The 20,742-nt window shown below is 73.3% G+C and carries 28 protein-coding genes; 18 read left to right on the top strand and 10 right to left on the bottom strand.

The window, feature by feature from the left end; translation table 11 throughout:
* Positions 1-4: 4 nt before the first annotated feature.
* Positions 5-1,168 carry a non-hydrolyzing UDP-N-acetylglucosamine 2-epimerase gene (wecB, locus tag ABD223_RS15320; RefSeq protein ID WP_344036858.1) on the top strand — a complete coding sequence of 388 codons (1,164 nt, stop codon included), beginning with the start codon at positions 5-7 and terminating at the stop codon, positions 1,166-1,168.
* Positions 1,169-1,347: 179 nt separating this feature from the next.
* Positions 1,348-2,007 (top strand): hypothetical protein, encoded by a 660-nt coding sequence (locus ABD223_RS15315; protein WP_344036857.1) that lies wholly within the window; start codon positions 1,348-1,350, stop codon positions 2,005-2,007.
* 204 nt (positions 2,008-2,211) lie between these two features.
* Here ABD223_RS15315 and ABD223_RS15310 read toward each other — a convergent pair whose 3' ends face one another.
* Complete coding sequence (locus ABD223_RS15310; protein WP_344036855.1) at positions 2,212-2,781, bottom strand: nicotinamidase; 570 nt, start codon at positions 2,779-2,781, stop codon at positions 2,212-2,214.
* Between the two features lie 14 nt (positions 2,782-2,795).
* Positions 2,796-4,070, bottom strand: a complete 1,275-nt coding sequence (locus ABD223_RS15305) for a nicotinate phosphoribosyltransferase (protein WP_344036854.1) — start codon at positions 4,068-4,070, stop codon at positions 2,796-2,798.
* A 77-nt stretch (positions 4,071-4,147) separates the two neighbouring features.
* On the opposite strand from ABD223_RS15305, the gene clpS reads away from it, so the two are divergent.
* The 7 genes from clpS to ABD223_RS15270 all read left to right on the top strand — a co-directional run bounded on the left by clpS (position 4,148) and on the right by ABD223_RS15270 (position 8,102).
* Entirely contained in the window at positions 4,148-4,447 is a 300-nt protein-coding gene (clpS, locus tag ABD223_RS15300; protein WP_344036853.1) for an ATP-dependent Clp protease adapter ClpS, read from the top strand.
* Entirely contained in the window at positions 4,444-5,001 is a 558-nt protein-coding gene (locus ABD223_RS15295) for a DUF2017 domain-containing protein (RefSeq protein WP_344036852.1), read from the top strand. Before clpS ends, ABD223_RS15295 begins: the two co-directional genes overlap by 4 nt.
* On the top strand, positions 5,001-5,570 hold the full coding sequence (locus tag ABD223_RS15290) for a peptidase S58, DmpA (RefSeq protein ID WP_344036851.1): 570 nt from the start codon (positions 5,001-5,003) through the stop codon (positions 5,568-5,570). Before ABD223_RS15295 ends, ABD223_RS15290 begins: the two co-directional genes overlap by 1 nt.
* Positions 5,571-5,753: 183 nt before the next feature.
* A complete protein-coding gene (locus ABD223_RS15285) occupies positions 5,754-6,353 on the top strand; it encodes a DUF2231 domain-containing protein (protein WP_344036850.1) in 600 nt (199 codons plus the stop codon).
* A gap of 9 nt (positions 6,354-6,362) precedes the next feature.
* Entirely contained in the window at positions 6,363-6,818 is a 456-nt protein-coding gene (locus tag ABD223_RS15280; RefSeq protein ID WP_344036849.1) for a M67 family metallopeptidase, read from the top strand.
* 54 nt (positions 6,819-6,872) lie between these two features.
* Positions 6,873-7,145, top strand: coding sequence for a MoaD/ThiS family protein (locus ABD223_RS15275; RefSeq protein ID WP_344036848.1), 273 nt, complete (start codon positions 6,873-6,875; stop codon positions 7,143-7,145).
* 6 nt (positions 7,146-7,151) lie between these two features.
* Positions 7,152-8,102, top strand: a complete 951-nt coding sequence (locus tag ABD223_RS15270) for a PLP-dependent cysteine synthase family protein (protein WP_344036847.1) — start codon at positions 7,152-7,154, stop codon at positions 8,100-8,102.
* Positions 8,103-8,163: 61 nt separating this feature from the next.
* Here ABD223_RS15270 and ABD223_RS15265 read toward each other — a convergent pair whose 3' ends face one another.
* Both ABD223_RS15265 and ABD223_RS15260 read right to left on the bottom strand, forming a co-directional pair.
* Positions 8,164-9,444: an extracellular catalytic domain type 1 short-chain-length polyhydroxyalkanoate depolymerase gene (locus ABD223_RS15265; RefSeq protein ID WP_344036846.1), complete on the bottom strand. Its 1,281-nt coding sequence runs from the start codon at positions 9,442-9,444 to the stop codon at positions 8,164-8,166.
* Entirely contained in the window at positions 9,441-10,094 is a 654-nt protein-coding gene (locus tag ABD223_RS15260; protein ID WP_344036845.1) for a polysaccharide deacetylase family protein, read from the bottom strand. The genes ABD223_RS15265 and ABD223_RS15260 overlap by 4 nt, the downstream gene beginning before the upstream one ends.
* A 174-nt stretch (positions 10,095-10,268) precedes the next feature.
* Between ABD223_RS15260 and ABD223_RS15255 the strand changes: the two genes are divergently transcribed.
* Positions 10,269-10,706: a cytidine deaminase family protein gene (locus ABD223_RS15255; RefSeq protein ID WP_344036844.1), complete on the top strand. Its 438-nt coding sequence runs from the start codon at positions 10,269-10,271 to the stop codon at positions 10,704-10,706.
* Between the two features lie 325 nt (positions 10,707-11,031).
* On the opposite strand, the gene ABD223_RS15250 is transcribed toward ABD223_RS15255, so the two are convergent.
* On the bottom strand, positions 11,032-11,175 hold the full coding sequence (locus ABD223_RS15250) for a hypothetical protein (protein WP_344036843.1): 144 nt from the start codon (positions 11,173-11,175) through the stop codon (positions 11,032-11,034).
* A gap of 181 nt (positions 11,176-11,356) precedes the next feature.
* On the opposite strand from ABD223_RS15250, the gene ABD223_RS15245 reads away from it, so the two are divergent.
* Positions 11,357-12,130: an MBL fold metallo-hydrolase gene (locus ABD223_RS15245; RefSeq protein WP_344036842.1), complete on the top strand. Its 774-nt coding sequence runs from the start codon at positions 11,357-11,359 to the stop codon at positions 12,128-12,130.
* A 16-nt stretch (positions 12,131-12,146) separates the two neighbouring features.
* On the opposite strand, the gene ABD223_RS15240 is transcribed toward ABD223_RS15245, so the two are convergent.
* On the bottom strand, positions 12,147-12,989 hold the full coding sequence (locus ABD223_RS15240; RefSeq protein ID WP_344036841.1) for an SMP-30/gluconolactonase/LRE family protein: 843 nt from the start codon (positions 12,987-12,989) through the stop codon (positions 12,147-12,149).
* Positions 12,990-13,248: 259 nt separating this feature from the next.
* Here ABD223_RS15240 and ABD223_RS15235 point away from each other — a divergent pair, with 259 nt between their 5' ends.
* Genes ABD223_RS15235 through ABD223_RS15215 form a run of 5 tightly spaced genes read left to right on the top strand, consistent with a single transcriptional unit; the run spans position 13,249 to position 16,371 of the window.
* The gene (locus ABD223_RS15235; RefSeq protein ID WP_344036839.1) at positions 13,249-13,836 is read left to right on the top strand and encodes a rhomboid family intramembrane serine protease; all 588 of its coding nucleotides are present in this window, start codon (positions 13,249-13,251) and stop codon (positions 13,834-13,836) included.
* Positions 13,833-14,630: a glutamate racemase gene (murI, locus tag ABD223_RS15230; RefSeq protein WP_344036838.1), complete on the top strand. Its 798-nt coding sequence runs from the start codon at positions 13,833-13,835 to the stop codon at positions 14,628-14,630. Before ABD223_RS15235 ends, murI begins: the two co-directional genes overlap by 4 nt.
* Positions 14,631-14,647: 17 nt before the next feature.
* Positions 14,648-15,460, top strand: coding sequence for an MBL fold metallo-hydrolase (locus tag ABD223_RS15225; RefSeq protein ID WP_344036837.1), 813 nt, complete (start codon positions 14,648-14,650; stop codon positions 15,458-15,460).
* Entirely contained in the window at positions 15,450-15,953 is a 504-nt protein-coding gene (locus ABD223_RS15220; RefSeq protein WP_344036836.1) for a hemerythrin domain-containing protein, read from the top strand. The genes ABD223_RS15225 and ABD223_RS15220 overlap by 11 nt, the downstream gene beginning before the upstream one ends.
* Positions 15,954-15,963: 10 nt before the next feature.
* Entirely contained in the window at positions 15,964-16,371 is a 408-nt protein-coding gene (locus ABD223_RS15215; protein WP_344036834.1) for an OsmC family protein, read from the top strand.
* Here ABD223_RS15215 and ABD223_RS15210 read toward each other — a convergent pair.
* The gene (locus ABD223_RS15210) at positions 16,368-16,883 is read right to left on the bottom strand and encodes a DUF2231 domain-containing protein (protein ID WP_344036832.1); all 516 of its coding nucleotides are present in this window, start codon (positions 16,881-16,883) and stop codon (positions 16,368-16,370) included. The genes ABD223_RS15215 and ABD223_RS15210 overlap by 4 nt on opposite strands.
* 54 nt (positions 16,884-16,937) lie before the next feature.
* On the opposite strand from ABD223_RS15210, the gene rph reads away from it, so the two are divergent.
* Positions 16,938-17,702 carry a ribonuclease PH gene (gene rph, locus ABD223_RS15205; RefSeq protein WP_344036830.1) on the top strand — a complete coding sequence of 255 codons (765 nt, stop codon included), beginning with the start codon at positions 16,938-16,940 and terminating at the stop codon, positions 17,700-17,702.
* A complete protein-coding gene (gene rdgB / locus ABD223_RS15200) occupies positions 17,699-18,301 on the top strand; it encodes an RdgB/HAM1 family non-canonical purine NTP pyrophosphatase (RefSeq protein ID WP_344036829.1) in 603 nt (200 codons plus the stop codon). The genes rph and rdgB overlap by 4 nt, the downstream gene beginning before the upstream one ends.
* Before the next feature lie 22 nt (positions 18,302-18,323).
* Here the strand turns inward: rdgB and bcp are convergent, their stop codons facing one another.
* From bcp to ABD223_RS15185, 3 genes are all read right to left on the bottom strand, one after another.
* Positions 18,324-18,797, bottom strand: a complete 474-nt coding sequence (gene bcp / locus ABD223_RS15195; RefSeq protein ID WP_344036828.1) for a thioredoxin-dependent thiol peroxidase — start codon at positions 18,795-18,797, stop codon at positions 18,324-18,326.
* 18 nt (positions 18,798-18,815) lie between these two features.
* A complete protein-coding gene (locus ABD223_RS15190) occupies positions 18,816-19,346 on the bottom strand; it encodes a hypothetical protein (protein WP_344036827.1) in 531 nt (176 codons plus the stop codon).
* A 284-nt stretch (positions 19,347-19,630) separates the two neighbouring features.
* Positions 19,631-20,656 carry an LLM class flavin-dependent oxidoreductase gene (locus ABD223_RS15185; protein WP_344036826.1) on the bottom strand — a complete coding sequence of 342 codons (1,026 nt, stop codon included), beginning with the start codon at positions 20,654-20,656 and terminating at the stop codon, positions 19,631-19,633.
* Positions 20,657-20,742 lie beyond the last annotated feature (86 nt).

The raw sequence follows: 20,742 nt of genomic DNA, 5'->3' as shown, positions 1-20,742 counted from the left end.
CAAGGTGAAGGAAGTCCTGCTGCTGGCGGGCACGAGGCCCGAAGCGGTGAAGATCGCCCCCGTGGCGCTGGCCCTGGCCGACCACCCCGTGCTGCGACCGGTGATCGTCCACTCCGGCCGGCACGCCGACGTGGTCGAGCGGGCCCTGCGCGCGTTCGACCTGCGGGCGGACGTGGAGCTGGACGTGCCGCGCGCCACCGGGACCCAGGCCGAGCTGCTGGCCGGCCTGCTGCCGGAGGTCGACCGGGTGCTGGGGGTGCGCCACCCGGCCGTCGTCCTCGTGCAGGGCGACACGACGACGGCGCTGGCCGGTGCGCTCGCGGCGTTCTGGCGCGGCATCCCGGTGGCGCACCTGGAGGCCGGCCTGCGCACCGGCGACCTCGGCGGCCCGTTCCCCGAGGAGGGCGCGCGGCAGATGATCGCCAGGATCGCGTCCCTGCACCTCGCGCCAGCCGACGACGCGGCCGCCGCGCTGGTCGGGGAGGGCCTGGTGGACCGCGAGATCGTGGTCACCGGCAGCACCGCCGTGGACGCCGTGCGCCGGGTCGCCGCCGCCGACCTGCCCGCCCGCGACCCCCGGCTGGCGCTGCTGGAGCGGGTCCTCGACGAGCGGTCCGAGCGGCTGGTGCTGGTCACCGCGCACCGGCGCGAGTCGTGGGGCGAGCCGCTGGAGCGCGTGCTGCACGCGGTGCGGGCGATCGCCGACCGCCACCCCGACGTGCGCGTGCTGCTGCCCGCGCACCCCAACCCGGTCGTGCGGACGGCGGCGGAGCGGGTGCTGGGCGGTCACGAGCGGATCGTGGTCACCGAGCCGCTGGACTACCCGGACCTGGTGCGGGCGCTGCGGCGGGCCGCGCTGGTGCTCACCGACTCGGGCGGCCTCCAGGAGGAGGCGCCCACCTTCGGGGTGCCGGTGCTGGTGCTGCGCGAGGCGACCGAGCGGTCGGCCGCGGTGGACGAGGGCTGCGCCTGGCTGGTCGGCACGGACCCGATCCGCATCCTGGCCGAGGCCGGCTGGGTGCTGGGCGCGCGCCTGCGCCTGCCCGCGGGGCGCAACCCGTTCGGCGACGGCCGCGCCGCCTCCCGCGTGCGCGGCGCGCTGGAACGACTGGTGGGCCTGCCGGTGGACTTCGCCACCACACCCCTGCCGGTGCGCATCCCCACCTGACCCACTCCCCGCCCCCTACCTACCTCCCTCTCCCCACTCCCTCCCTCTCCCCTCACACGTGGTGACTAATCACCCCGACCAGGTATCAGGTGTCTCCCCAGCGGGTGACTTGCGGGCGGGTTCGTCAACGTTCGCCGCTCCGGCGCAGATATTCATGCGCAGGAACAGGAGGCAACACCATGAACCACACCCGAGCGCGCCGAGCAGGTTCGGTGGCCGCGGCGCTCGTGCTCGGCCTGGTCACGACGCCGGCCGCGTGGGCGGCCAACCCGGCGGGCGTGGCGTCGGTCGGCTCCGCCGGTTTCAGCAAGGGCGGCGTCCAGGTCGACATCGCCCCGCTGGCGTCGTGCGCGGTCGACGGCGTGACGAGCGCGTCGTCGGACGCGGTGACCCGGCAGGGCGTCCGCTTCGGCCCCGGCACCTCGTCGTGCACGACCACGGTGGTCGACCCGACCAACCACACGACCACCACGACCTCGCAGGCGGACGGCACGGAGTTCGAGCTGTCCGCGCTGGTCGCCGAGGGCGGCCCGCGCCTGCGCGTCGGCAAGTGGCGCGTCACCTGCACCGCCACCGACCGGGGCACCAGCGCCGACTGGGGCCTGAACGGCCTCCAGGGCTTCGCCGGCCTGCCCGACGACATCCCCCCGAGCTACCGCCAGGAGCTGAAGTCCGCCACCGGCGAACTCCTGGCCGTGGCCACCTTCAACGAGACCGCCGTCCCGGAGCAGAACGACGGCAGCCTGGCCCTGACCATGCTGCGCATCACCTTCGCCCCGGCCTCCAACGCCACGGGCGAGGTGGTCGTAGGCGCCACAGCCTGCTCCCCAACCCCCTGACCCCCTCCGCACGCGGGCGGCCAACTCCCTCCCGCCCGCGTGCCAACCTCCCCAACCTCGCGAGTCGAACGCCCAGACCCACCGTGTCGAACGCCCAGAACCCCCGAGTTCCACACTCAGGCACCGCGTGTCCTCCACTCGGACACCGCGTGTCCTCCACTCCGGCACCGCGTGTCCTCCACTCCGGCACCGCGAGCCGACCGCTCACCCCACGCGCGGCGTGCCCGACAGCGCCACCCCCGCCTCGCCCAACGCCGCCAGCGCGTTGTCCACCGTCGCCCGCGCCACCCCCGCCGTCAGGTCCAGCAGCACGGTGGTCCGGAACCCCGCCCGAGCCGCGTCCAGCGCCGTCGCCCGCACGCAGTGGTCCGTGGCGATCCCCACCACGTCCACCTCCTCCACGCCACGCGCCCGCAGCCAGTCCACCAGCTGCTCACCGCCGCCCGAGGTCCCCTCGAACCCCGAGTAGGCCGCCGCGTACGCGCCCTTGGAGAACACCGCCTCCACCGCCGTCACGTCCAGCTCCGGGTGGAACGACGCCCCCGCCGTCCCCGCCACGCAGTGCACCGGCCACGAGTCCACGAAATCCGGCTCCGAGCTGAAGTGCCCGCCCGGGTCCACGTGGTAGTCCCGCGTCGCCACGACGTGGTCGTACGACCCGGCCGCCACGTGCGCCGAGATCGCCACCGCCACCGCCGCCCCACCCTCGACCGCGAGGGAACCGCCCTCGCAGAAGTCGTTCTGCACGTCCACCACGACCAGCGCCTTGCCCATGGAAACGCCCTCCTTCACAGGAACGTCGTCGGAACAGCGGGTTCACCGCGGGACAGCTTCAGGCCCTCCCACGGCACGGTCACCAGCGCGGCGCGCAGCCGTTCCCGGCTCTCGGCCAGGGTGTCCAGCCCCTCCACCCGCCGGCCACCCCGGATCAGCGGCACGGCCAGCAGCCGGTCGTGCTCGCCCGGCTCCACGTCCGCCGAGTGCGGGAACACGACCTCCTCCAGCGCCGTCCCGGTCTCCTTGTGCCGCCGCAACGAGCTCTTGCGCCCACCGCGGGACTCCTTGTGCGAACTGCGCTTGGCCACCGGCCGCCCGTCCACCTCGACCAGCTTGTAGACCATGCCCGCGGTCGGCGCGCCCGACCCCGTCACCACGGACGTGCCCACGCCGTACGCGTCCACCGGCTCGGCCCGCAGCATCGCGATCGCGTACTCGTCCAGGTCGCCCGACACCACGATCCGGGTGGTGCGCGCGCCCAGCGCGTCGAGCTGGTCCCGGGCCTGCCGCGCCAGCACGCCCAGGTCGCCGGAGTCGATCCGCACCGCGCCCAGCGACGTGCCGGCGACCCGCACCGCGGTGTCGATGCCGTTGGTGATGTCGTAGGTGTCCACCAGCAGGGTCGTGTCCACGCCCAGCGCCTCGACCTGGCTGCGGAACGCGCCCTCCTCGGTGTCGTGCAGCAGCGTGAACGCGTGCGCGCACGTCCCGGCGGTCGGGATGCCGTGCCGCCGGGCCGCCTCCAGGTTGGACGTGGCGGTGAACCCGGCCAGGTACGCGGCCCGCGCCGCTGCCACCGCCGCCTCCTCGTGGGTGCGGCGCGACCCCATCTCGATCATCTGCCTGCCGTTGGCCGCGCCCACCATGCGGGCGGCGGCGGAGGCGATCGCCGAGTCGTGGTTCAGGACCGACAGGGCCAGCGTCTCCAGCACCACGCCCACCCCGAACGGCGCGCGCACGGACAGGATCGGCGAGCCCGGGAAGTACAGCTCGCCCTCGGGGTAGCCGTCCACGTCGCCGGTGAACCGGTAGTCCGCGAGCCAGTCGAGCGTGGCCCGGTCGACCACGTTCGTGCGTTCCAGCAGCTCCAGGTCCTCCGCCGAGAACGTGAAGGACTCGATCGCGTCGAGCAGCCTGCCCGTGCCCGCGACGACGCCGTACCGCCTGCCCTCGGGCAACCGCCGGGCGAAGACCTCGAAGACGCACGGTCGGTCCGCGGTGCCGTCGCGCAACGCAGCGGCGAGCATCGTCAGCTCGTAATGGTCGGTGAACAGGGACGTCGACATGGGAAGGAGCCTAAAGCCGCCCGACCGGGGACACCTGTGGGCTCCACCACCCACCGGAACATGACACCATTGGCGGTATGACCACGCCCGTCGAACAGGAACGGACGCAGGCCGACCCGGTGGGGGAGGAGGTCCGCGCCGAGGACCGCCCCTGGCAGACGTTGGTCTGGAACGACCCGGTCAACCTGATGTCCTACGTGACGTACGTGTTCCAGAAGCTGTTCGGCTACAGCCGCGACCACGCGACGAAGCTGATGCTGGACGTGCACCACAAGGGCAGGGCGATCGTGTCGTCGGGGACGAAGGACAAGGTGGAGGCCGACGTGGCCAAGCTGCACGCGGCCGGGCTCTGGGCGACCATGCAGCGGTCGTCGTGAAGAAGTGGACCCGGAAGGGTGATCTCGTGCTCGGCCGGTTCGACCGGCAGGAGGCCGCCGTGGTGCGCGGCCTGGTGAGCCAGATCCAGGACATGCTCCTCGCGCGCGCCGAGGAGGCGCCGCAGGACGAGCTGTCCGAGCTGACCGGCATCCGGACGGGGCCGTCGACGCCGCCGGACGACCCGATCCTGGGCCGGCTGCTGCCCGACTTCCACCGCCTGGACCCCGACGCGCCCGACCCGGCCGAGGTGGACTCGGCCAACGCGCTGCGGTCGCTGCACGAGCCCGAGCTGCTGGACCAGAAGACCGGCGCGGCGGAGGTGGTGCTGGGCACGTGCCCCCCGGACGGCGGCGAGGTGCGGCTGGAGCCGGCGCAGGCCGAGGCCTGGCTGTCGTCGCTGAACGACGTGCGGCTGGCGCTGGGCACGGCGCTGGACGTGCGGGACGACATGCCCGAGGACCTGCCGCCGGACGACCCGAGATCGCCTCACCTGGGCGTCTACCAGTGGCTGACGTGGGTCCAGGAGACGCTCGTCGAAGCGGTCATGGACTGATGCTGGTCGGGCGCGCACCCGGGGTCGTGGTGGTGCTGACGCCCGCCGGGGCCGTGGCGGGGGTGGACGTGCGCGGCGCGCCGGTCGGCACGCGCGAGCTGGACCTGCTGGACCCGTCGGCGCTGGTGGACCGGGTGCACGCGGTCGTGCTCGCGTCCGGCGGGCTGGCGGCGGTGGACGGGGTCGTGCGGTGGCTGGAGCGGCGCGGGCACGGGTTCCCGGTGGGCGGGGCGCGCGAGGTGGTGCCGATCGTGCCCGCGGCGGCGGCGTCGGGGCTGGTCGCGGGCGGTGACGGCGGCGCGGCCTGCGAGGCGGCCGTCGACGAGCCGGTGGAGGCGCTGGCGGTCGTGGGGGAGACCGCGGTGGGGCTCGTCGTGGTGGAGGCCGAACTGTCGAAGGCGCAGTGCCGAAGGGTCGCGATGTCGGCGCGGGACGGGTTCACGCGGGCCGGCGTGGAGGTGCCGTCGACGGTGTTCGCGCTGGCCACGGGCGTGCCGACGGGCGCGGCGCTGAACGACCTGTGCACGCGGGCGGCGGACGCGCTCGAACGCGCGGCTCGCGGTGCCTGACCGGAGGACACGCCGTGCTTGACCGGAGGACACGCCGTGCTTGACCGGAGGACACGCGGTGTCGGACCGGACGACACGCGATGCCTGAGTGGAGGACACGCGGGGACCTGAGTGGTGAACTCGGGGGTCCTGGGTGTTCGACTCGCGCGGGTGAGGGTGGGCGGGTCGGGGTACCCGGTTGGCATGTCGGGTGTGAAGAAGCTGCTCAGGTGGGTTGAGTCGAGTCCTGCGCTGGACAAGGCGGCCGGTGCGCTGGCGGAGGTGATCCCGCCCGCGCTGCGGCGGCACCGGGTGACCGACGTGCTGCGCGGGCGCCCGCTCGGCCACCCCGCGCACCCGGCGGTGGTGCTGGTGCCGATCGGCATGTTCGCCGCGTCGAACGTGCTGGACGTGCTGCCGGGCGAGGGCCGGGCCGCGCGGGCGCTGATCGGGTTGGGGCTGGCCTCCGCGCCCGCCGCCATCGCGACCGGGCTCGCCGAGTACACCACGCTCGACGAGCGGCAGCGGCGGACGGCGTTCGTGCACCTCGCGGCCAACGCGACCGCGACCGCCTGCTACCTCACGTCCTTCCGGCTGCGCGGCCACGGCTTCGGCGTGGTGGCGCGGGTCGTGTCCGCGATCGGGCTGGTGGCGGTCGGCGCGGGCGGCTTCCTGGGCGGACACCTGTCCTACGCCCAGGGCGCGGGGGTCGGGCGCGAGCCGCTGTCGGACGAGCCGGGGACCCTGGAACAGGGCGCCGAGTGGGCCTTCTCACGAGGCGGGACGCCTTCCGCCACCACGTAGGATGAGGGCGTGCTGGTGATTCGCCGTGACCTCGTCGACGCGATGGTGGCGCACGCCCGTCGTGACCACCCCGACGAAGCCTGCGGGATCATCGCGGGCCCCGAGGGCTCCGACCGCCCGGAGCGCTTCGTCGCGATGGACAACGCCGAGCGCTCGCCGACCTTCTACCGCTTCGACTCCATGGAGCAGTTGCGCGTCCACCGGGAGATGAGCGCGAACGACGAGGAAACCATCGTCGTCTACCACTCGCACACCGCGACGGAGGCGTACCCGTCGCGCACGGACGTCTCCTACGCGAGCGAACCGCAGGCGCACTACGTGCTCATCTCCACCCGCGACCCCGAGCAGCACGAGCTGCGCTCGTACCGGATCGTGGACGGTGTGGTGACCGAGGAGCCGGTCGAGGTCGTCGAGTCGTACATGTTCTCGCACACCGGGGCCGACGACACGCCCCACCGTCCCTGACGGCCGCGCGTCCCACCCCTCTTCACCCCAACCCGGTTCCTCGGAGGTTCCAGCATGGCCGTCACCGTCTCCATCCCCACGATCCTGCGCACGCACACCGGCGGGCAGAAGTCCGTCGAGGCGTCGGGGAGCACGCTCGCCGAGGTGATCGACGACCTGGAGGGCAACCACGGTGGCCTCAAGCAGCGCCTGGTCAAGGAGGGCTCGCTGCACCGCTTCGTCAACGTCTACGTCAACGACGAGGACGTGCGCTTCGCCGGCGGCCTCGACGCCGCGGTGAAGGACGGCGACACCGTCACGATCCTGCCGGCCGTCGCGGGCGGCTGATCCGCCGTGGCCAGGTACGAATCGCTGCTCGACGCGGTCGGCGGCACGCCCCTGGTGGGCCTGCCCCGGCTGTCGCCGTCGAAGGACGTGCGGCTGTGGGCGAAGCTGGAGGACCGCAACCCGACCGGCTCGATCAAGGACCGCCCGGCGCTGGCGATGATCGAGGAGGCCGAGCGGACCGGCGTGCTGACCCCGGGCTGCACGATCCTGGAGCCGACGTCGGGCAACACCGGCATCGCCCTGGCCATGGCCGCCAAGCTCAAGGGCTACGGCCTGGTGTGCGTGATGCCGGAGAACACCTCCACCGAGCGCAAGCAGCTGCTCCAGGCGTACGGCGCGCGGATCGTGTTCTCGCCCGCCGCGGGCGGCTCCAACCAGGCGGTGGCGCAGGCCAAGGAACTGGCCGAGGCGCACCCCGACTGGGTCATGCTCTACCAGTACGGCAACCCGGCCAACGCCGCCGCGCACCAGCACGGCACCGGGCCCGAGCTGCTCAAGGACCTGCCGACGATCACGCACTTCGTCGCGGGCCTCGGCACCACCGGCACGCTGGTCGGCGTCGGCCGGTACCTGCGCGAGCACAAGCCGGACGTGCAGGTCGTCGCCGCCGAGCCGCGGTACGGCGAGCTGGTCTACGGCCTGCGCAACCTCGACGAGGGCTTCGTGCCGGAGCTGTACGACGAGACCGTGCTGACCGGCCGCTACTCGGTCGGCTCGTACGACGCGCTGCGCCGCACCCGGCAGCTGCTGGAGGTGGAGGGCATCTTCGCGGGCATCTCCACCGGCGCGATCCTGCACGCGGCGCTGGCCGCGGCGGAGAAGGCGGTCAAGAAGGGCGAGACCGCGGACGTGGCGTTCGTCGTGGCCGACGCGGGCTGGAAGTACCTGTCCACGGGCGCGTACGCGGGCACCCTGGACGAGGCCGCCGAACGCCTCGACGGCCACCTCTGGGCCTGAACCGCGAGACGGGAGGGGCCCCGCGCGAACCGGCGCGGGGCCCCTCTCCGTTCCGCCGGGGTCAGGCGACGGCGCAGGCCGCCCCGTTCAAGGTGAACGAGGTGGGCTTGCCGGTGTTGCCGCCGTGCGTGGCCTGGAGGCCGACGCCGATCGACCTGTTCGGGGCGATGGCGGCGTTGTAGGCCACGTTGCGGCCGGTCACCGCACCGCTGGTCGGCGACCAGGTCGCGCCCCAGCCGCCGGTGACGGTCTGGCCGCTCGGCAGGGTGAACGCGAGCTGCCAGCCGTTGACGGCGGTGGAGCCGGTGTTGGTGATGGTGATGGTCGCGGTCAGGCCGGTGTTCCACGCGTTGACCGCGTAGGAGACCCGGCACGCGCCGGCCGGTTGGTCACCGGTGGTGGTCGTGGTGGTCGTCGTGCTCGTGGGGCCGCCGCGGTCGAGGCCGAAGAACTGGACGGCGCGCAGCGCCATGCCGGAACCCAGCACGTTGTGCCCCGTGCCCTGCATCGAGATCGCCTCGACCTGGTCGCCGTAGCGCGTGCGGGTCCAGCCCGACTGCGGCGAGTCCGTCGAGGTCGGCGTGGTCGACAGGCCGTGGACGTTGGTCCACTGCTCGACCTGCTCGGCGAAGTTCGGGTAGCGCAGCGTGTCGTCCGCGGTGCCGTGCCAGATCTGCACCCGCGGCCGGGCGCCGCTGTAGCCCGGGTAGGCGCCGCGCACCAGGTTGCCCCACTCCTGCGGGGTCTTGTTCACCTGGCCGTTGGCGCACGCGCTGTTCCACGACGAGCCGTCGGTGGTGGCGAAGCAGCTCGCGGGCACGCCCGCGAACGCCGCGCCCGCGGCGAACACGTCGGGGTAGTTGGCCAGCATCACGTTCGTGGTCATCGCGCCGGACGAGACGCCGGTGACGAACACGCGGCTCGCGTCGCCGTTGTAGCGCTGGAGCACGTGGCGGACCATCGAGATCAGGCCCACCGGGTCGCTGCCGCCGTCGCGGCGCAGCGCCTGCGGCGAGGACACGTCGTAGCAGCCGCCGGAGCGCGTCGCGGTCGGGTAGATGACGATGAACCCGTGCTGGTCGGCCAGGCGCGCGAACTCCGTGCCGGAGTAGAACGCCTGCCCGGTGCCCGTGCAGTAGTGCACCGCCAGCAGCACCGGCGGGCGCGCCTGCGTGCGGTCGGGCACGTACAGGTGCATCCGCAGGTTGCTCGGGTTCGAGCCGAAGCCCGTGACCTCGGTCAGCGCCGCGGCCGACGCCGGTTGCGGCGCGGCGGCGAACGCGAGCGCGAACGCCGCGACCGCGGTCACCGAGGTGACCAGCGCGAGGAGCGCCTTCCTCACGGGGCGACCACCTGCCCGCTGGTGTTGATCCGGCCGGGGCACAGGCCCTTGGCCGCCAGGCCCTGCACGATCCGCGGCACCGCGTTCACGGTCGCCTGGTAGGCGGCGTGCATGAGCACGATCGCGCCCGCGTTCGAGCCGGTGGCCGAGTTCACGATGGCGTCGGTGGAGGCCCCGCTCCAGTCCCGCGTGTCGACCGACCAGGTGACCTGGGTCAGGCCGAGCTTGCGGGCCTCGTTCTGCACGGTCGCGTTCGTCGCGCCGTACGGCGGCCGGAACAGCGTCGGCGTCTGGCCGGTGGCGTTGCGGATCGCGTTCTGGGTGGAGGACAGCTCGGTCGCCACCTGGGACGCGCCCAGGTTCGTCAGGTACGGGTGCGACCAGGAGTGGTTGCCGATCCACATGCCCGCCGAGGCGACCTCGCGGGCCAGGCCGGGCTGCTGCTGCACGTTCCGGCCGATGTCGAAGAACGTCGCCCGCGCGCCCGCCGAGCGCAGCGCGGTGAGCAGGGGGCGGGTGTACTGACCGTTCGGCCCGTCGTCGTAAGTCAGCGCCACGTAGCCGTTGCACGGCGCGGCCTGCGCCGTGGACGTGGTGACCGGAAGAGCGACCACCATGAGCGTGGCGGCGAGGAGGGTTCTCCAGAGCATCGTTGCTCCTCAAAACGGTGTAAGGATCTCGTCACTATGTGTCTGCTCACGGTGTCCGGACAATGAGTTTCGTGGAAGTTGCGAATCTCAAATGGCCTAATGAGCTGGAACAACAGGCAAAACACCCGTTCGGCCGCTTAGTCGTCGCGGGGAAACTTTCGTAAGATCGCCCGCGTGCTGCCGACCGAGTCGGAACGGGACCTGCTGGCGACGGCCCTGCGGACGGGGCGCGCCCGCACCCGGTGGCGGCACCACAACGTGGCCGCCGCCGGCCTCGCGCCGGACGGGCGCGTGTTCACCGGCCTCAACGTCTTCCACTTCGCGGGCGGCCCGTGCGCGGAGCTGGTCGTCATCGGCGCGGCGGCGGCCGAGGGCGCCTACGAGCTGGAGTCGCTGGTGGCCGTGGACGCGACGGGCGTGCTCGTCCCGTGCGGCCGGTGCCGCCAGGTGCTGTCCGACCTGATGCCCGGCGTCCGCGTGCTGGTGGCCGAGGACGAGGCGGTGGCCGTGGTCGACCTGCTGCCGCGCGCCTACCGCTGGACGGAGCACCTCGCCGCCCTGGAACAGCGCGCCGCGACGACCGACGACGGTCAGCGCAGGTCGAGCACCTGAGCCAATTCGCGCCACCTGCTCGCGCGGCAGCGGGGCGAGGGCGAAGTCGTCGCCCCGCGCGCCGTGCGCGCACCCCCGGAACCGGTAACCGCCCGCGAGCACCGCCGCCGCGAAATCCCGCCGGCGGTTGTGCGCGTTCTCCGCCGGCGCCGGGTATTCGGACCCGGGAGGCCACACGTGTGGCCTCGGCGGGAATTCCGGCGCCACCACCCGGCGCGGGCAATCGACCAGCGCGAAGTCGTTACCCGACCGGTAGTCGGCCACGAACGCCGAGATGTCGCGCACTTCCACGAATTACCGCCGTCCGTTCAACGCCGCCGCCCGTTCAGCCCAACGCGATCAGCGCGTCGCGATAAGCCGGTTCGGCGGTCACCTCGCGCACCCGGCAGGGCGGGGCACACCGCCTGACGCGCTTCTCCTCGGCTTCGGCAAGCCGTAGACAAGCCTGTTCGAACTCGATCCGTCGCATCGACCCGAGGTCTGTCGAGGGCCAATCGGGTTCCGTTCCAAGGGGAACTCCCGCTCGATCTCGACCGCCACCCGCACTCCCGCTGATGCATTCGAGTGAACCCGTGTGCCACTGATATCGGCAGCTTCTCGCCACAGTCTTTCCGCATTTTTGCAGACAGCGGGCTGCTATCGTTCCGGCCATGCAATTGAGGGTGCTCGGGTGCGCCGGTAGCGCGCCGGGGCCCGGTCTGCCCACCTCCGGGTACCTGGTGGAGGCGGGCGGGGTCCGGATCGTGATGGAACTGGGCAGCGGCGTCTTCGGCGCGTTGATGCGGCACTGCGACCCGTTCGACCTCGACGCCGTCCTGTTGTCGCACCTGCACCTCGACCACTGCGCGGACTTCAGCGCGCTCACCGTGCACCGGCGCCACCACCCGGCCCCGCCGTACGACGTGACCGAGCGCAGGCTGCCCGTGCTCGCGCCGGCGCACGCGCCGTCCCGGCTGGCCGCCGCGCACGCCGCGAGCCGCGCCGAGCTGGCCGTGCTGCGGCTGGAGGAGGCGTTCGACTTCGTGCCGCTCGCGCCCGGCTCGTACCGGGTCGGGCCGGTGGAGGTCGAGGTGGCCGCGATGCGGCACATCTGCGAGGCGTACGCGTTCCGCCTGACGCACGGCGGCGCGTCACTGGTGTTCTCCGGCGACACGGTGCCGTGCCAGGAGCTGGTGGACCTGGCGCGCGGCGCGGACCTGCTGCTGGCCGACTCGGCGTGGCGGGAGCAGGCCGGCCGGGCCGACTACCTGCACATGAGCGGCCGGGAGGCGGGCGCGGTGGCGGCGGCCGCGGGGGTGGGTCGGCTGGTGCTGACGCACGTGCTGCCGTGGTCGGACCGCGACGGCGTGCTGGCCGACGCGGTGACCGCGTTCGACGGCCCGGTGGTCCTGGCCGCGCCCGGCGAGCTCTACGAGATCGGCTGACGACGCCCCCCGGCCGTCAGCCGGCGAAGGCGGTGGACGGCAGCCCCTCCCCGACGCCGGGCAGCACCAGGACGGAGCCCGCCAGCTCGCTCAGCGCGTCGCCGGACAGGCCGGTGCGGGCGCTGGTGACGTACAGGTCGGTGAAGTCGGGACCGCCGAAGCAGCACGCGGTCGGCTGGCCGACCGGCAGTTCGAGTTCGAGGTCCAGCTCGCCGTCCGGGGTGTAGCGGTGGACGGCCGCACCGCCCCACAGCGCCACCCAGACCGCGCCGGACGCGTCCACGGTGAGCCCGTCCGGCAGGCCGCGGTGGACCCGGGTGAGCGGGCGGCGGTTGGTGGCCTCGCCGGTGTCGCGGTCGAAGTCGAGCACGTCGACGCGGCGCTCGGCCGAGTCGACGTGGTACATGAGGGTGGCGTCGGGGCTCCAGCCGATGCCGTTGCTGACGCCGAGCTTGTCCAGGACGACCTTGGCGTCGCCGTTGGGCTCGACGCGGGCGAGCCAGCCGTCGGGCTCCTCGTCGTAGCGCATGGTGCCCGCCCACAGCCGCCCGGAGGGGTCGATCGCCGCGTCGTTGCCGCGCACCCCGTCCCGGGCCCAGTAGACCAGCCAGGTCCTGGTCCCGTCCGGGTCCAGCAGCGCGATCCCGTCGCGCAGGTTGAGCACCAGCCCGCCCCTGGACCGCGGCTTGGCCGCGCCCACGTGCTGCGGCACCTCCAGCACGGCGTCGTCGCCCCGCCCGGGGTTGTAGCGGTGCACCTCGCTGCCGAGCACGTCCACCCACAGCAACGTCCCGCTCGCGTGGTCCCACGTGGGCGCCTCGCCTAAGGCCGCCTCGACCCGCACCGCCACCTCGATCACACCCCCACCCTACGTCCCACCGCGTGTCCTCCACTCGCGCATCGCGTGTCCTCCGGTCCGACATCGCGTGTCCTCCGGTCCGACATCGCGTGTCCACCGCTCGGGCACCGCTTTCGTGCGCCGAGTGTGCGACTCGCGGTGTCGGAGTGGAGGACACGCGCGACCTGAGTGGAGGACACGCGATGCCCCAGTGGAGGACACGCGGGGTTTGGTGGGGGCCGCGTAGATTGGAGGGGTGGAGAGTGGCGGGTCGAGGGGTGTGCCTGCGGTCAAGAGGGTGGTGCCGGCCAGGCCCCTGGTGTCCGCCGTGGTGGTGTTGGGGTTCGTCGGGTTCCTGTACGCGGTCGAGGCCGTGGACGTGGTGCTGGGCGGGCGGTTCAACGACGACGGCGTGATCCCGCGCGACTTCTCCGAGTGGGACAACATCCTCTGGTACCCCTACCTGCACGCGGACTGGGCGCACCTGACCGGCAACGCCGTGCCGCTGCTCGTCCTGGGCTTCCTCGCCACCTCGGGCGGGATCGGGCAGTTCCTCCAGGTCACCGCCGTCATCTGGCTCACCGGCGGGCTCGGCACCTGGGTGGTCGGCTCCACCGGCAGCCACATCGGCGCCTCCGGCCTGGTGTTCGGCTTCCTGGCGTTCCTGCTGGTGCGCGGCCTGTTCGCGCGCAGCCCGTGGCAGATCGCGGTCGCCCTGGTCGTCTTCGCCCTCTACGGGACCGCGCTGTGGGGCGTGCTGCCCGGCCAGCCCGGCATCTCGTGGGAGGGCCACCTGTTCGGCGCGCTCGGCGGCGTGCTCGCGGCCTGGGGCGTGGCCCGCGACGCCAGGGCTAACCTCGACGCGTGACGCCAAGCGCCGATTCGCCCATCGGGATCTTCGACTCCGGCGTCGGGGGTCTGACCGTCGCCAGGGCGATCATGGACCAGTTGCCCGAGGAGCGGATCAGGTACGTCGGGGACACCGCGAACGCGCCCTACGGCCCGCAGCCCATCGCCCGGGTCCGCGAGCACGCCCTGAAGGTCGCCGACCGGCTCGTGGCCGACGGGGCGAAGCTGCTGGTCATCGCCTGCAACACGGCTTCCTCCGCCTGCCTGCGGGACGCCCGCGAGCGCTACGACATCCCGGTGGTCGAGGTCGTGCTGCCCGCCGTGCGCCGCGCGGTCGCCACCACCCGCACCGGCCGGATCGGCGTCATCGGCACCCGCGGCACCGTCACCTCCGGCGCCTACCAGGACGCGTTCGCCGCCGCCCGCGGCGTCGAGGTCACCGCCGTGCCCTGCCACCGGTTCGTGGACTTCGTCGAGCGCGGCACCACCTCCGGCCGCCAGGTCCTCGGCCTCGCCCAGTCCTACCTCGAACCCCTCCAGCGCGCCGGGGTCGACACCGTGGTCCTCGGCTGCACGCACTACCCGTTGCTCACCGGCGTGGTCCAGCTCGTCATGGGCGACGACGTGACGTTGGTCTCCAGCGCCGAGGAGACGGTCAAGGACGTGGTGCGGGTGCTCACCGAGCGCGACCTGTTCCGCACGGGCGCGCCCGACCAGGTGTTCTCGTGCACCGGCGACGTGGGCGCGTTCGCCAAGCTCGCCCGCCGATTCCTGCCCCAGTTGGAAAACGCGTCCTTTCGCGCCCACTGCTGAGCCGGCACGCTCGCCGGGTGCTGTTGACCATCCTGGGCTGCTCGGGCAGCCTGCCGGGACCGGACGGCCCCGCATCCGGCTACCTCGTCGAGGCGGACGGCTGCCGGCTCGCGATCGAGCTGGGCAGCGGCGTGCTCGCCGCGCTCCAAGCGCGCCACGACCCGTTCTCGATGGACGCGCTGCTGTTCTCCCACCTGCACCCGGACCACTGCAGCGATTTCACCACCCTCACCGTGATCCGCCGCTACCACACCGACCCGCCCTACGACACGGCCGAACGCCGCCTGCCCGTGCACGGGCCGTCCGAGAGCGCCGACCGGTTCGCCCGCGCCTACGCGGAGACGGAGGAGGAGCTGCGCACCGCGGACCTGTCCGACGTCTTCGAGTTCCACACCCTCGTCGACGGCGACCCGTTCCGCGTCGGCCCGTTCGAGATCACCCCGGTCCTCGTCGACCACCCCACCGAGGCCTACGGGTTCCGCATCGCCACCAGGTCCGCCACCCTCGCCTACACCGGCGACACCGGGCCGTGCGACGCGCTGCGGACCCTGGCCGACGGCGTGGACGTGCTGCTGTCCGAGGCGACCTGGACCCACGCCGACGACCGGCCGGCGGGGCGCCACCTGTCCGGCGTGCAGGCGGGCGACCTCGCGGAGGCCGCGGGCGTCGGCCGCCTGCTGCTCACCCACGTGGCCCCGTGGACCGACAAGGAGGCCGTGCTGGCCGAGGCGCGCGGCCGGTTCAAGGGCCCCGTGGGGCTGGTCGCCGCGGGCGACACCTACGCGGTTGACGAGCCGGTGGCGCGGGTAATCGGCGGCCATGGCAACTGACGTCGTCGAACTGATCCTCGAAGACCACCGCAGGTTCGAGGAGCTGTTCCGCCAACTGCGCGACCGGAACTCCGACCGGACCGCGCTGCTCGGGGAGCTGGCCGCGCTGCTCGTGGCCCACGCGGAGGCCGAGGAGTCCGAGGTGTACCCGGCCCTCAAGCGCTACAAGGAGGTCGACAACGACGAGGTCGACCACGGCGCCGAGGAGCACGCCGAGGGCCACCAGGCGCTGCTCGCGCTGATGGAGATCAGCGACACCGAGTCCGAGGAGTGGGAGAGCAAGCTGGAGGAGCTGGTCGAGGCGCTCAACCACCACGTGGACGAGGAGGAGCGCACGATCCTCAACGACGCCCGCGAGCAGGTGGCCGACCCGCGCCGCGACGAGCTGGGCAGGCTCTTCCTGGAGATCAAGCAGGACCGCCTGGACGAGGACTGCGGCGACATCTCGTACGTCCGCAAGATCGCGGCCGCCACCAAGGACCGGATCGACTAACGTCGGTCGGGTGTCCAACGTCGAGGTGCGCCGGGTCGGCCGGCACGACTTCGTGGCCGAGAACGACCGGGGCGCCTCGGTGCGCGTCGGCCGCGCGGGCGCGGAGGGGTCCTTCTCGCCCGTCGAGCTGCTGCTCGCCGCGGCGGCCGGCTGCGCGGCGGTGACCGCGGAAACGCTGGTGACGCGCCGGGTCGGGGAAGGGCGGCTGGTGGCGCGCGCGGACGACGTGCGGCCCGAGGGCGCGCACGAGCTGGACGCGGTGCCCGTCACCCTCGACTACGACACCTCGGGACTGGACGACGAGCAGTTGGCGGCGCTGGAGCAGGTCGTGCGGCGGGCGGTCGAGCAGCTGTGCACCGTCACGCGCACCCTGAAGAAGGCGCCGCCGACGCCGCTGGTCCTGCCCGACCGGCCCTAGTCGCCGATGCCGTCCCACACGGCCGTCGAGCCGCTGTGGCCGATGCGGACCACCTGCACGGTCGCCGCCGCGCCCGCCGCGATCACCAGCACCGCCACCACCGCGGAGATCCGCCGCCACGTCCGGGGCACGTTCGCGTCGTCGGCCGCGGCCGCGCCCTCGCGGTCGGCCAGCCGGCCCGCGACCAGCAGCGCGACCACCGCCACGCCGAAGCCCAGCGCGAACGGCAGCAGGTCGTTGCCCAGCGACGCGTGCCGCTCGATCAGGGGATTCCCCAGGTCGGCGAACCGCGCGTGGAGCTGGTCGCCGGACCACTGCGCCAGCGGGACGGAGCCGACACCCGCCACCGTCACGCCGAGCAGCGGCCACGTGTAGCGCCGCCGCCAGCGCGGCACCGCGGCCAGGCCGACCGCGCCCGCGGCGGCCAGCGGGAGCAGCACCACGACCGCGTGGACCAGCAGCGGGTGCGCGGGGAGGTCGAAGATCTTCACCAGGTCGCTCGCGAGTGCCATGCCTCTCCCTACGCCGGTGGGCCGTCCCCGGGTTCAGCGCAATAGGGTAGTGCCGTGCTGAGGAGCGATGGCAGGAACGACGACGTGCTGCGCGACATCCGGATCACCCGCGGCTTCCAGCAGTGGCCCGCCGGGTCGGTGCTGATCGAGTTCGGCAACACCCGGGTGCTGTGCGCGGCCAGCGTGACCGAGGGCGTGCCGCGCTGGCGGTCCGGTTCGGGGCTGGGCTGGGTGACCGCCGAGTACGCGATGCTGCCGTCGGCGACGCACACCCGCGGCGACCGGGAGTCGGTGAAGGGCCGCATCGGCGGCCGCACGCACGAGATCAGCCGCCTGATCGGCCGCGCGCTGCGCGCCTGCATCGACCTGGCCGCGCTGGGCGAGAACACGATCGTCATCGACTGCGACGTGATCCAGGCGGACGGCGGCACCCGCACGGCCGCCATCACCGGCGCGTACGTCGCCCTGGCCGACGCCGTGACCTGGCTGTCGGCCGCCGGCCGGCTCGCCGACCCCCAGCCGCTGTCGTGCGCGGTGTCGGCGGTGTCGGTGGGCGTGGTGGACGGCCGCGTGCGGCTCGACCTGCCGTACGAGGAGGACTCGCGGGCCGAGGTCGACATGAACGTGGTGGCCACCGACGCGGGCACCCTGATCGAGGTCCAGGGCACCGGCGAGGGCGCCACGTTCGCGCGCTCGACCCTGGACAAGATGCTGGACCTGGCGCTGGCCGGGTGCGCGGAGCTCAACCGCCTCCAGTCCGAGGCGCTGGCCCTGCCCTACCCCGGTGTGCTGCCCGAGCCGAAGGCGAGGAAGCGGTGAAGCTGCTGCTGGCGTCCCGCAACAAGAAGAAGCTGGGCGAGCTGCGCCGCATCCTGCTGGCCGAGGGGCTGGAGGGCATCGAGGTCGTCGGCCTGGACGACGTGCCGGAGTTCCCCGAGGCCCCGGAGACCGAGCCGACGTTCGAGGGCAACGCCCTGGCCAAGGCGCGGGACGCGTTCAACGCCACCGGCCTGCCGTCGGTCGCGGACGACTCGGGCATCGCGGTCGACGCGCTCAACGGGATGCCGGGCGTGCTGTCGGCGCGCTGGTCCGGCGGGCACGGCGACGACCTCGCCAACACGGAGCTGCTGCTCGGGCAGCTGCGCGACGTGCCGGACGAGCGCCGCGGCGGCGCGTTCGTGTGCGCGGCGGCCTTCGTCTCGGCGGACGAGGAGGTCGTGGTGCGCGGCGAGTGGCGGGGCGCGATCACCCGCGAGCCGCGCGGCGGGAACGGCTTCGGCTACGACCCGGTCTTCCGCCCGGAGGGCCACGACGCGACGTCGGCCGAGCTGTCGCCGGAGGAGAAGGACGCGCTGTCCCACCGGGGTCGCGCGCTGCGCCGACTGCTGCCGCACCTGCGGGCGTCGGCCCAGGCCTGACCCCGGCGGGCCGGGCGGGTGGTCAGGCGGGCAGCTCGCGCAGCAGCTTGGCCACGTGCCCGGTGGCGCGGACGTTGTACATGGCCTTCGCGACCTTCCCCTCGGGGTCGACCAGGAAGGTGGACCGGATCACGCCCATGACGGTCCGGCCGTAGTTCTGCTTCTCCCCGAACGCGCCCCACTCGGTGAGCACCTTGCGGTCGACGTCGGACAGCAGCGGGAAGTTCAAGCCCTCGGCGGCGGCGAACGCGGCCAGCTTCTCCGGCTTGTCCGGCGAGACGCCCACCACGTCGTAGCCGGAGGACGCCAGCTCGCCGATGCTGTCGCGGAAGTCGCACGCCTGCTTGGTGCACCCCGGCGTGCTCGCGGCCGGGTAGAAGTAGACGACCACGGAGCGGCCGAGGTAGTCGGACAGCGAGACGGGCTTGCCCTCGCTGTCGGGCAGCGTGAACGCCGGGGCCTGGTCGCCGGGGGACAGGCGCTTCTGCTCGGTCATGGGCGCAGACGCTACAGGTCAGGTCATGCCCTCGAACGTGGCGCTCGGTTCCTGCCCGGCCCCGTTCGGCTCGATCACCAGCCGCAGCGGCACGGGGTGCTCGGGCACGGCGAAAGCCATGGTCAGCACGGTCTCGTTGCCGGGCGCGACCTCGCTGACGGCGGCCGCGATCCCGTTGAGGCCCTGCACCGAGTCGCGCACCTCGGCCACCGGCGTGCCCGCGACCTCGGCCCGCACCGCGAGCAGGCTGGTGCGGTAGACCTCCTCGGTGCCGTTCACCAGTGTGAGCGTGAACACGGCGGTGCGCGGCGACTCCGGGAACGAGGTGTCGCTGGGCTTGAGCGAGGTCGGCTGCGACACGGTCACGGCCATCCCGCCGGCCCAGACGCGCTGCGTGCCGAACCCGGTGGTCGCCTGACCGGGCGACTCGGGACCTCGTTCGGCGACCGCGGAGGGCGCCGGTGCGCCGGCGTCGATGCCGGTGTGGTCCGCACACCCCGCCACGGCCAAGCCCAGGCATGCGCCGACGGCCAGTCTGGCGAACTTCACGGACCTCCCCTTCCCGCCCCGGCGGTGGGCTTGCTGCTACTGCCCACCACGATGACGGGTAGAGGGGCGCGCGGGGGCCGAAAGAGGGCCTTGAAGCGCACCTGGTGCCTGCCTGTGGCCAAGCCGTGATGGCGCACGGCTGCCCGCGTGGGCGGCACCACACCGGGCGGCGCCCACGCGGGTCGGCGGCGGCCGAGCCCCGGGCGGCGAACCGCCCGGAAGTTGGAGAGCGCGTCGGGGGGCGTGCGCGCTCACACCGATCATCGCCATCCGTCGGCGAACCGCTACACCTCTACTTCAGTCTTCACCCGTTCGGATGAACGATCGAACAGTTCGGCCAGGAGTTCGTACGACCGGAGGCGGTCCGGCTGCTCGGCCACCATCGTGGTCACCATCAGCTCGTCGGCCGCGGTGTCGGCGAGCAGCCGCTCCAGCTGCGCCCGCACGCTCCCCGGCGAGCCCAGCACCTGCTCGGCGCGCCGCTCCTCGATGAACAGCAGCTCCAGGTCGCTGTAGGGGTAGGCGGCGGCCTCCTCGTTGGTCGGCATCCGCCCCGGCTGACCGCGGCGCAGGTTGAGGAACGCGAGCGAGCCGGGCATGGCCAGGTGCTCGGCGCGCTCGTCGGTGTCCGCGACCAGCACCGAGGCGCAGACGATCGCGTACGGCTCGCGCAGCCGCGCCGACGGCCGGAACCGGTCGCGGTACAGGGCCAGCGCGGGCAGCGTGTTCTGCGCGCTGAAGTGGTGGGCGAACGCGAACGGCAGCCCGTGCAGGGCCGCGACCTGGGCGCTGTAGCCGCTGGAGCCCAGCAGGAAGACGTCGGGCTTGTTGCCCTCGGCGGGCACCGCGTTCAGCGGCTCGGTGCCGTCGAAGTAGCCGGTCAGCTCGGCGAGCTGCTGCGGGAAGTCGTCGACGGACAGCGGCCCGGCGGTGCGGCGCAGCGCCTGGGCGGTCCGCTGGTCGGTGCCGGGCGCGCGCCCGATGCCCAGGTCGATGCGGCCGGGGTGCAGCGCGGACAGCGTGCCGAACTGCTCGGCCACCACCATCGGCGGGTGGTTCGGCAGCATCACGCCGCCCGAACCGACCCGCAGCGTGGTCGTGGCGTCGGCGACGTGGCCGATCAGGACCGCGGGGGACGAGCTGGCGATGCCGGGCATGTTGTGGTGCTCGGCCAGCCAGAACCGGGTGTAGCCGAGCCGTTCGACGTGCCGCGCCAGCTCGCGGGTGTGGGCGAAGGCGGTGCTCGCGTCCCCGGAGGTGGTGATCGGGGCCAGGTCGAGGACGGACAGCGGCACGTCACGGAGGCTCATACCCCGTGACAACGCCCGGGGGCCCCGCTGCCTTCCCGCGGGCGGGGGTGTGACCGGGACGACCGGCGGGCGGGGAAGCGGCGTGC

The sequence above is a fragment of the Saccharothrix xinjiangensis genome, assembly GCF_039527585.1.
In the GTDB taxonomy this organism is placed as follows: Bacteria; Actinomycetota; Actinomycetes; order Mycobacteriales; family Pseudonocardiaceae; genus Actinosynnema; species Actinosynnema xinjiangensis.
Note: the sequence above shows the minus strand (reverse complement) of the source record. Positions and strands in the feature narration are given on the sequence as shown.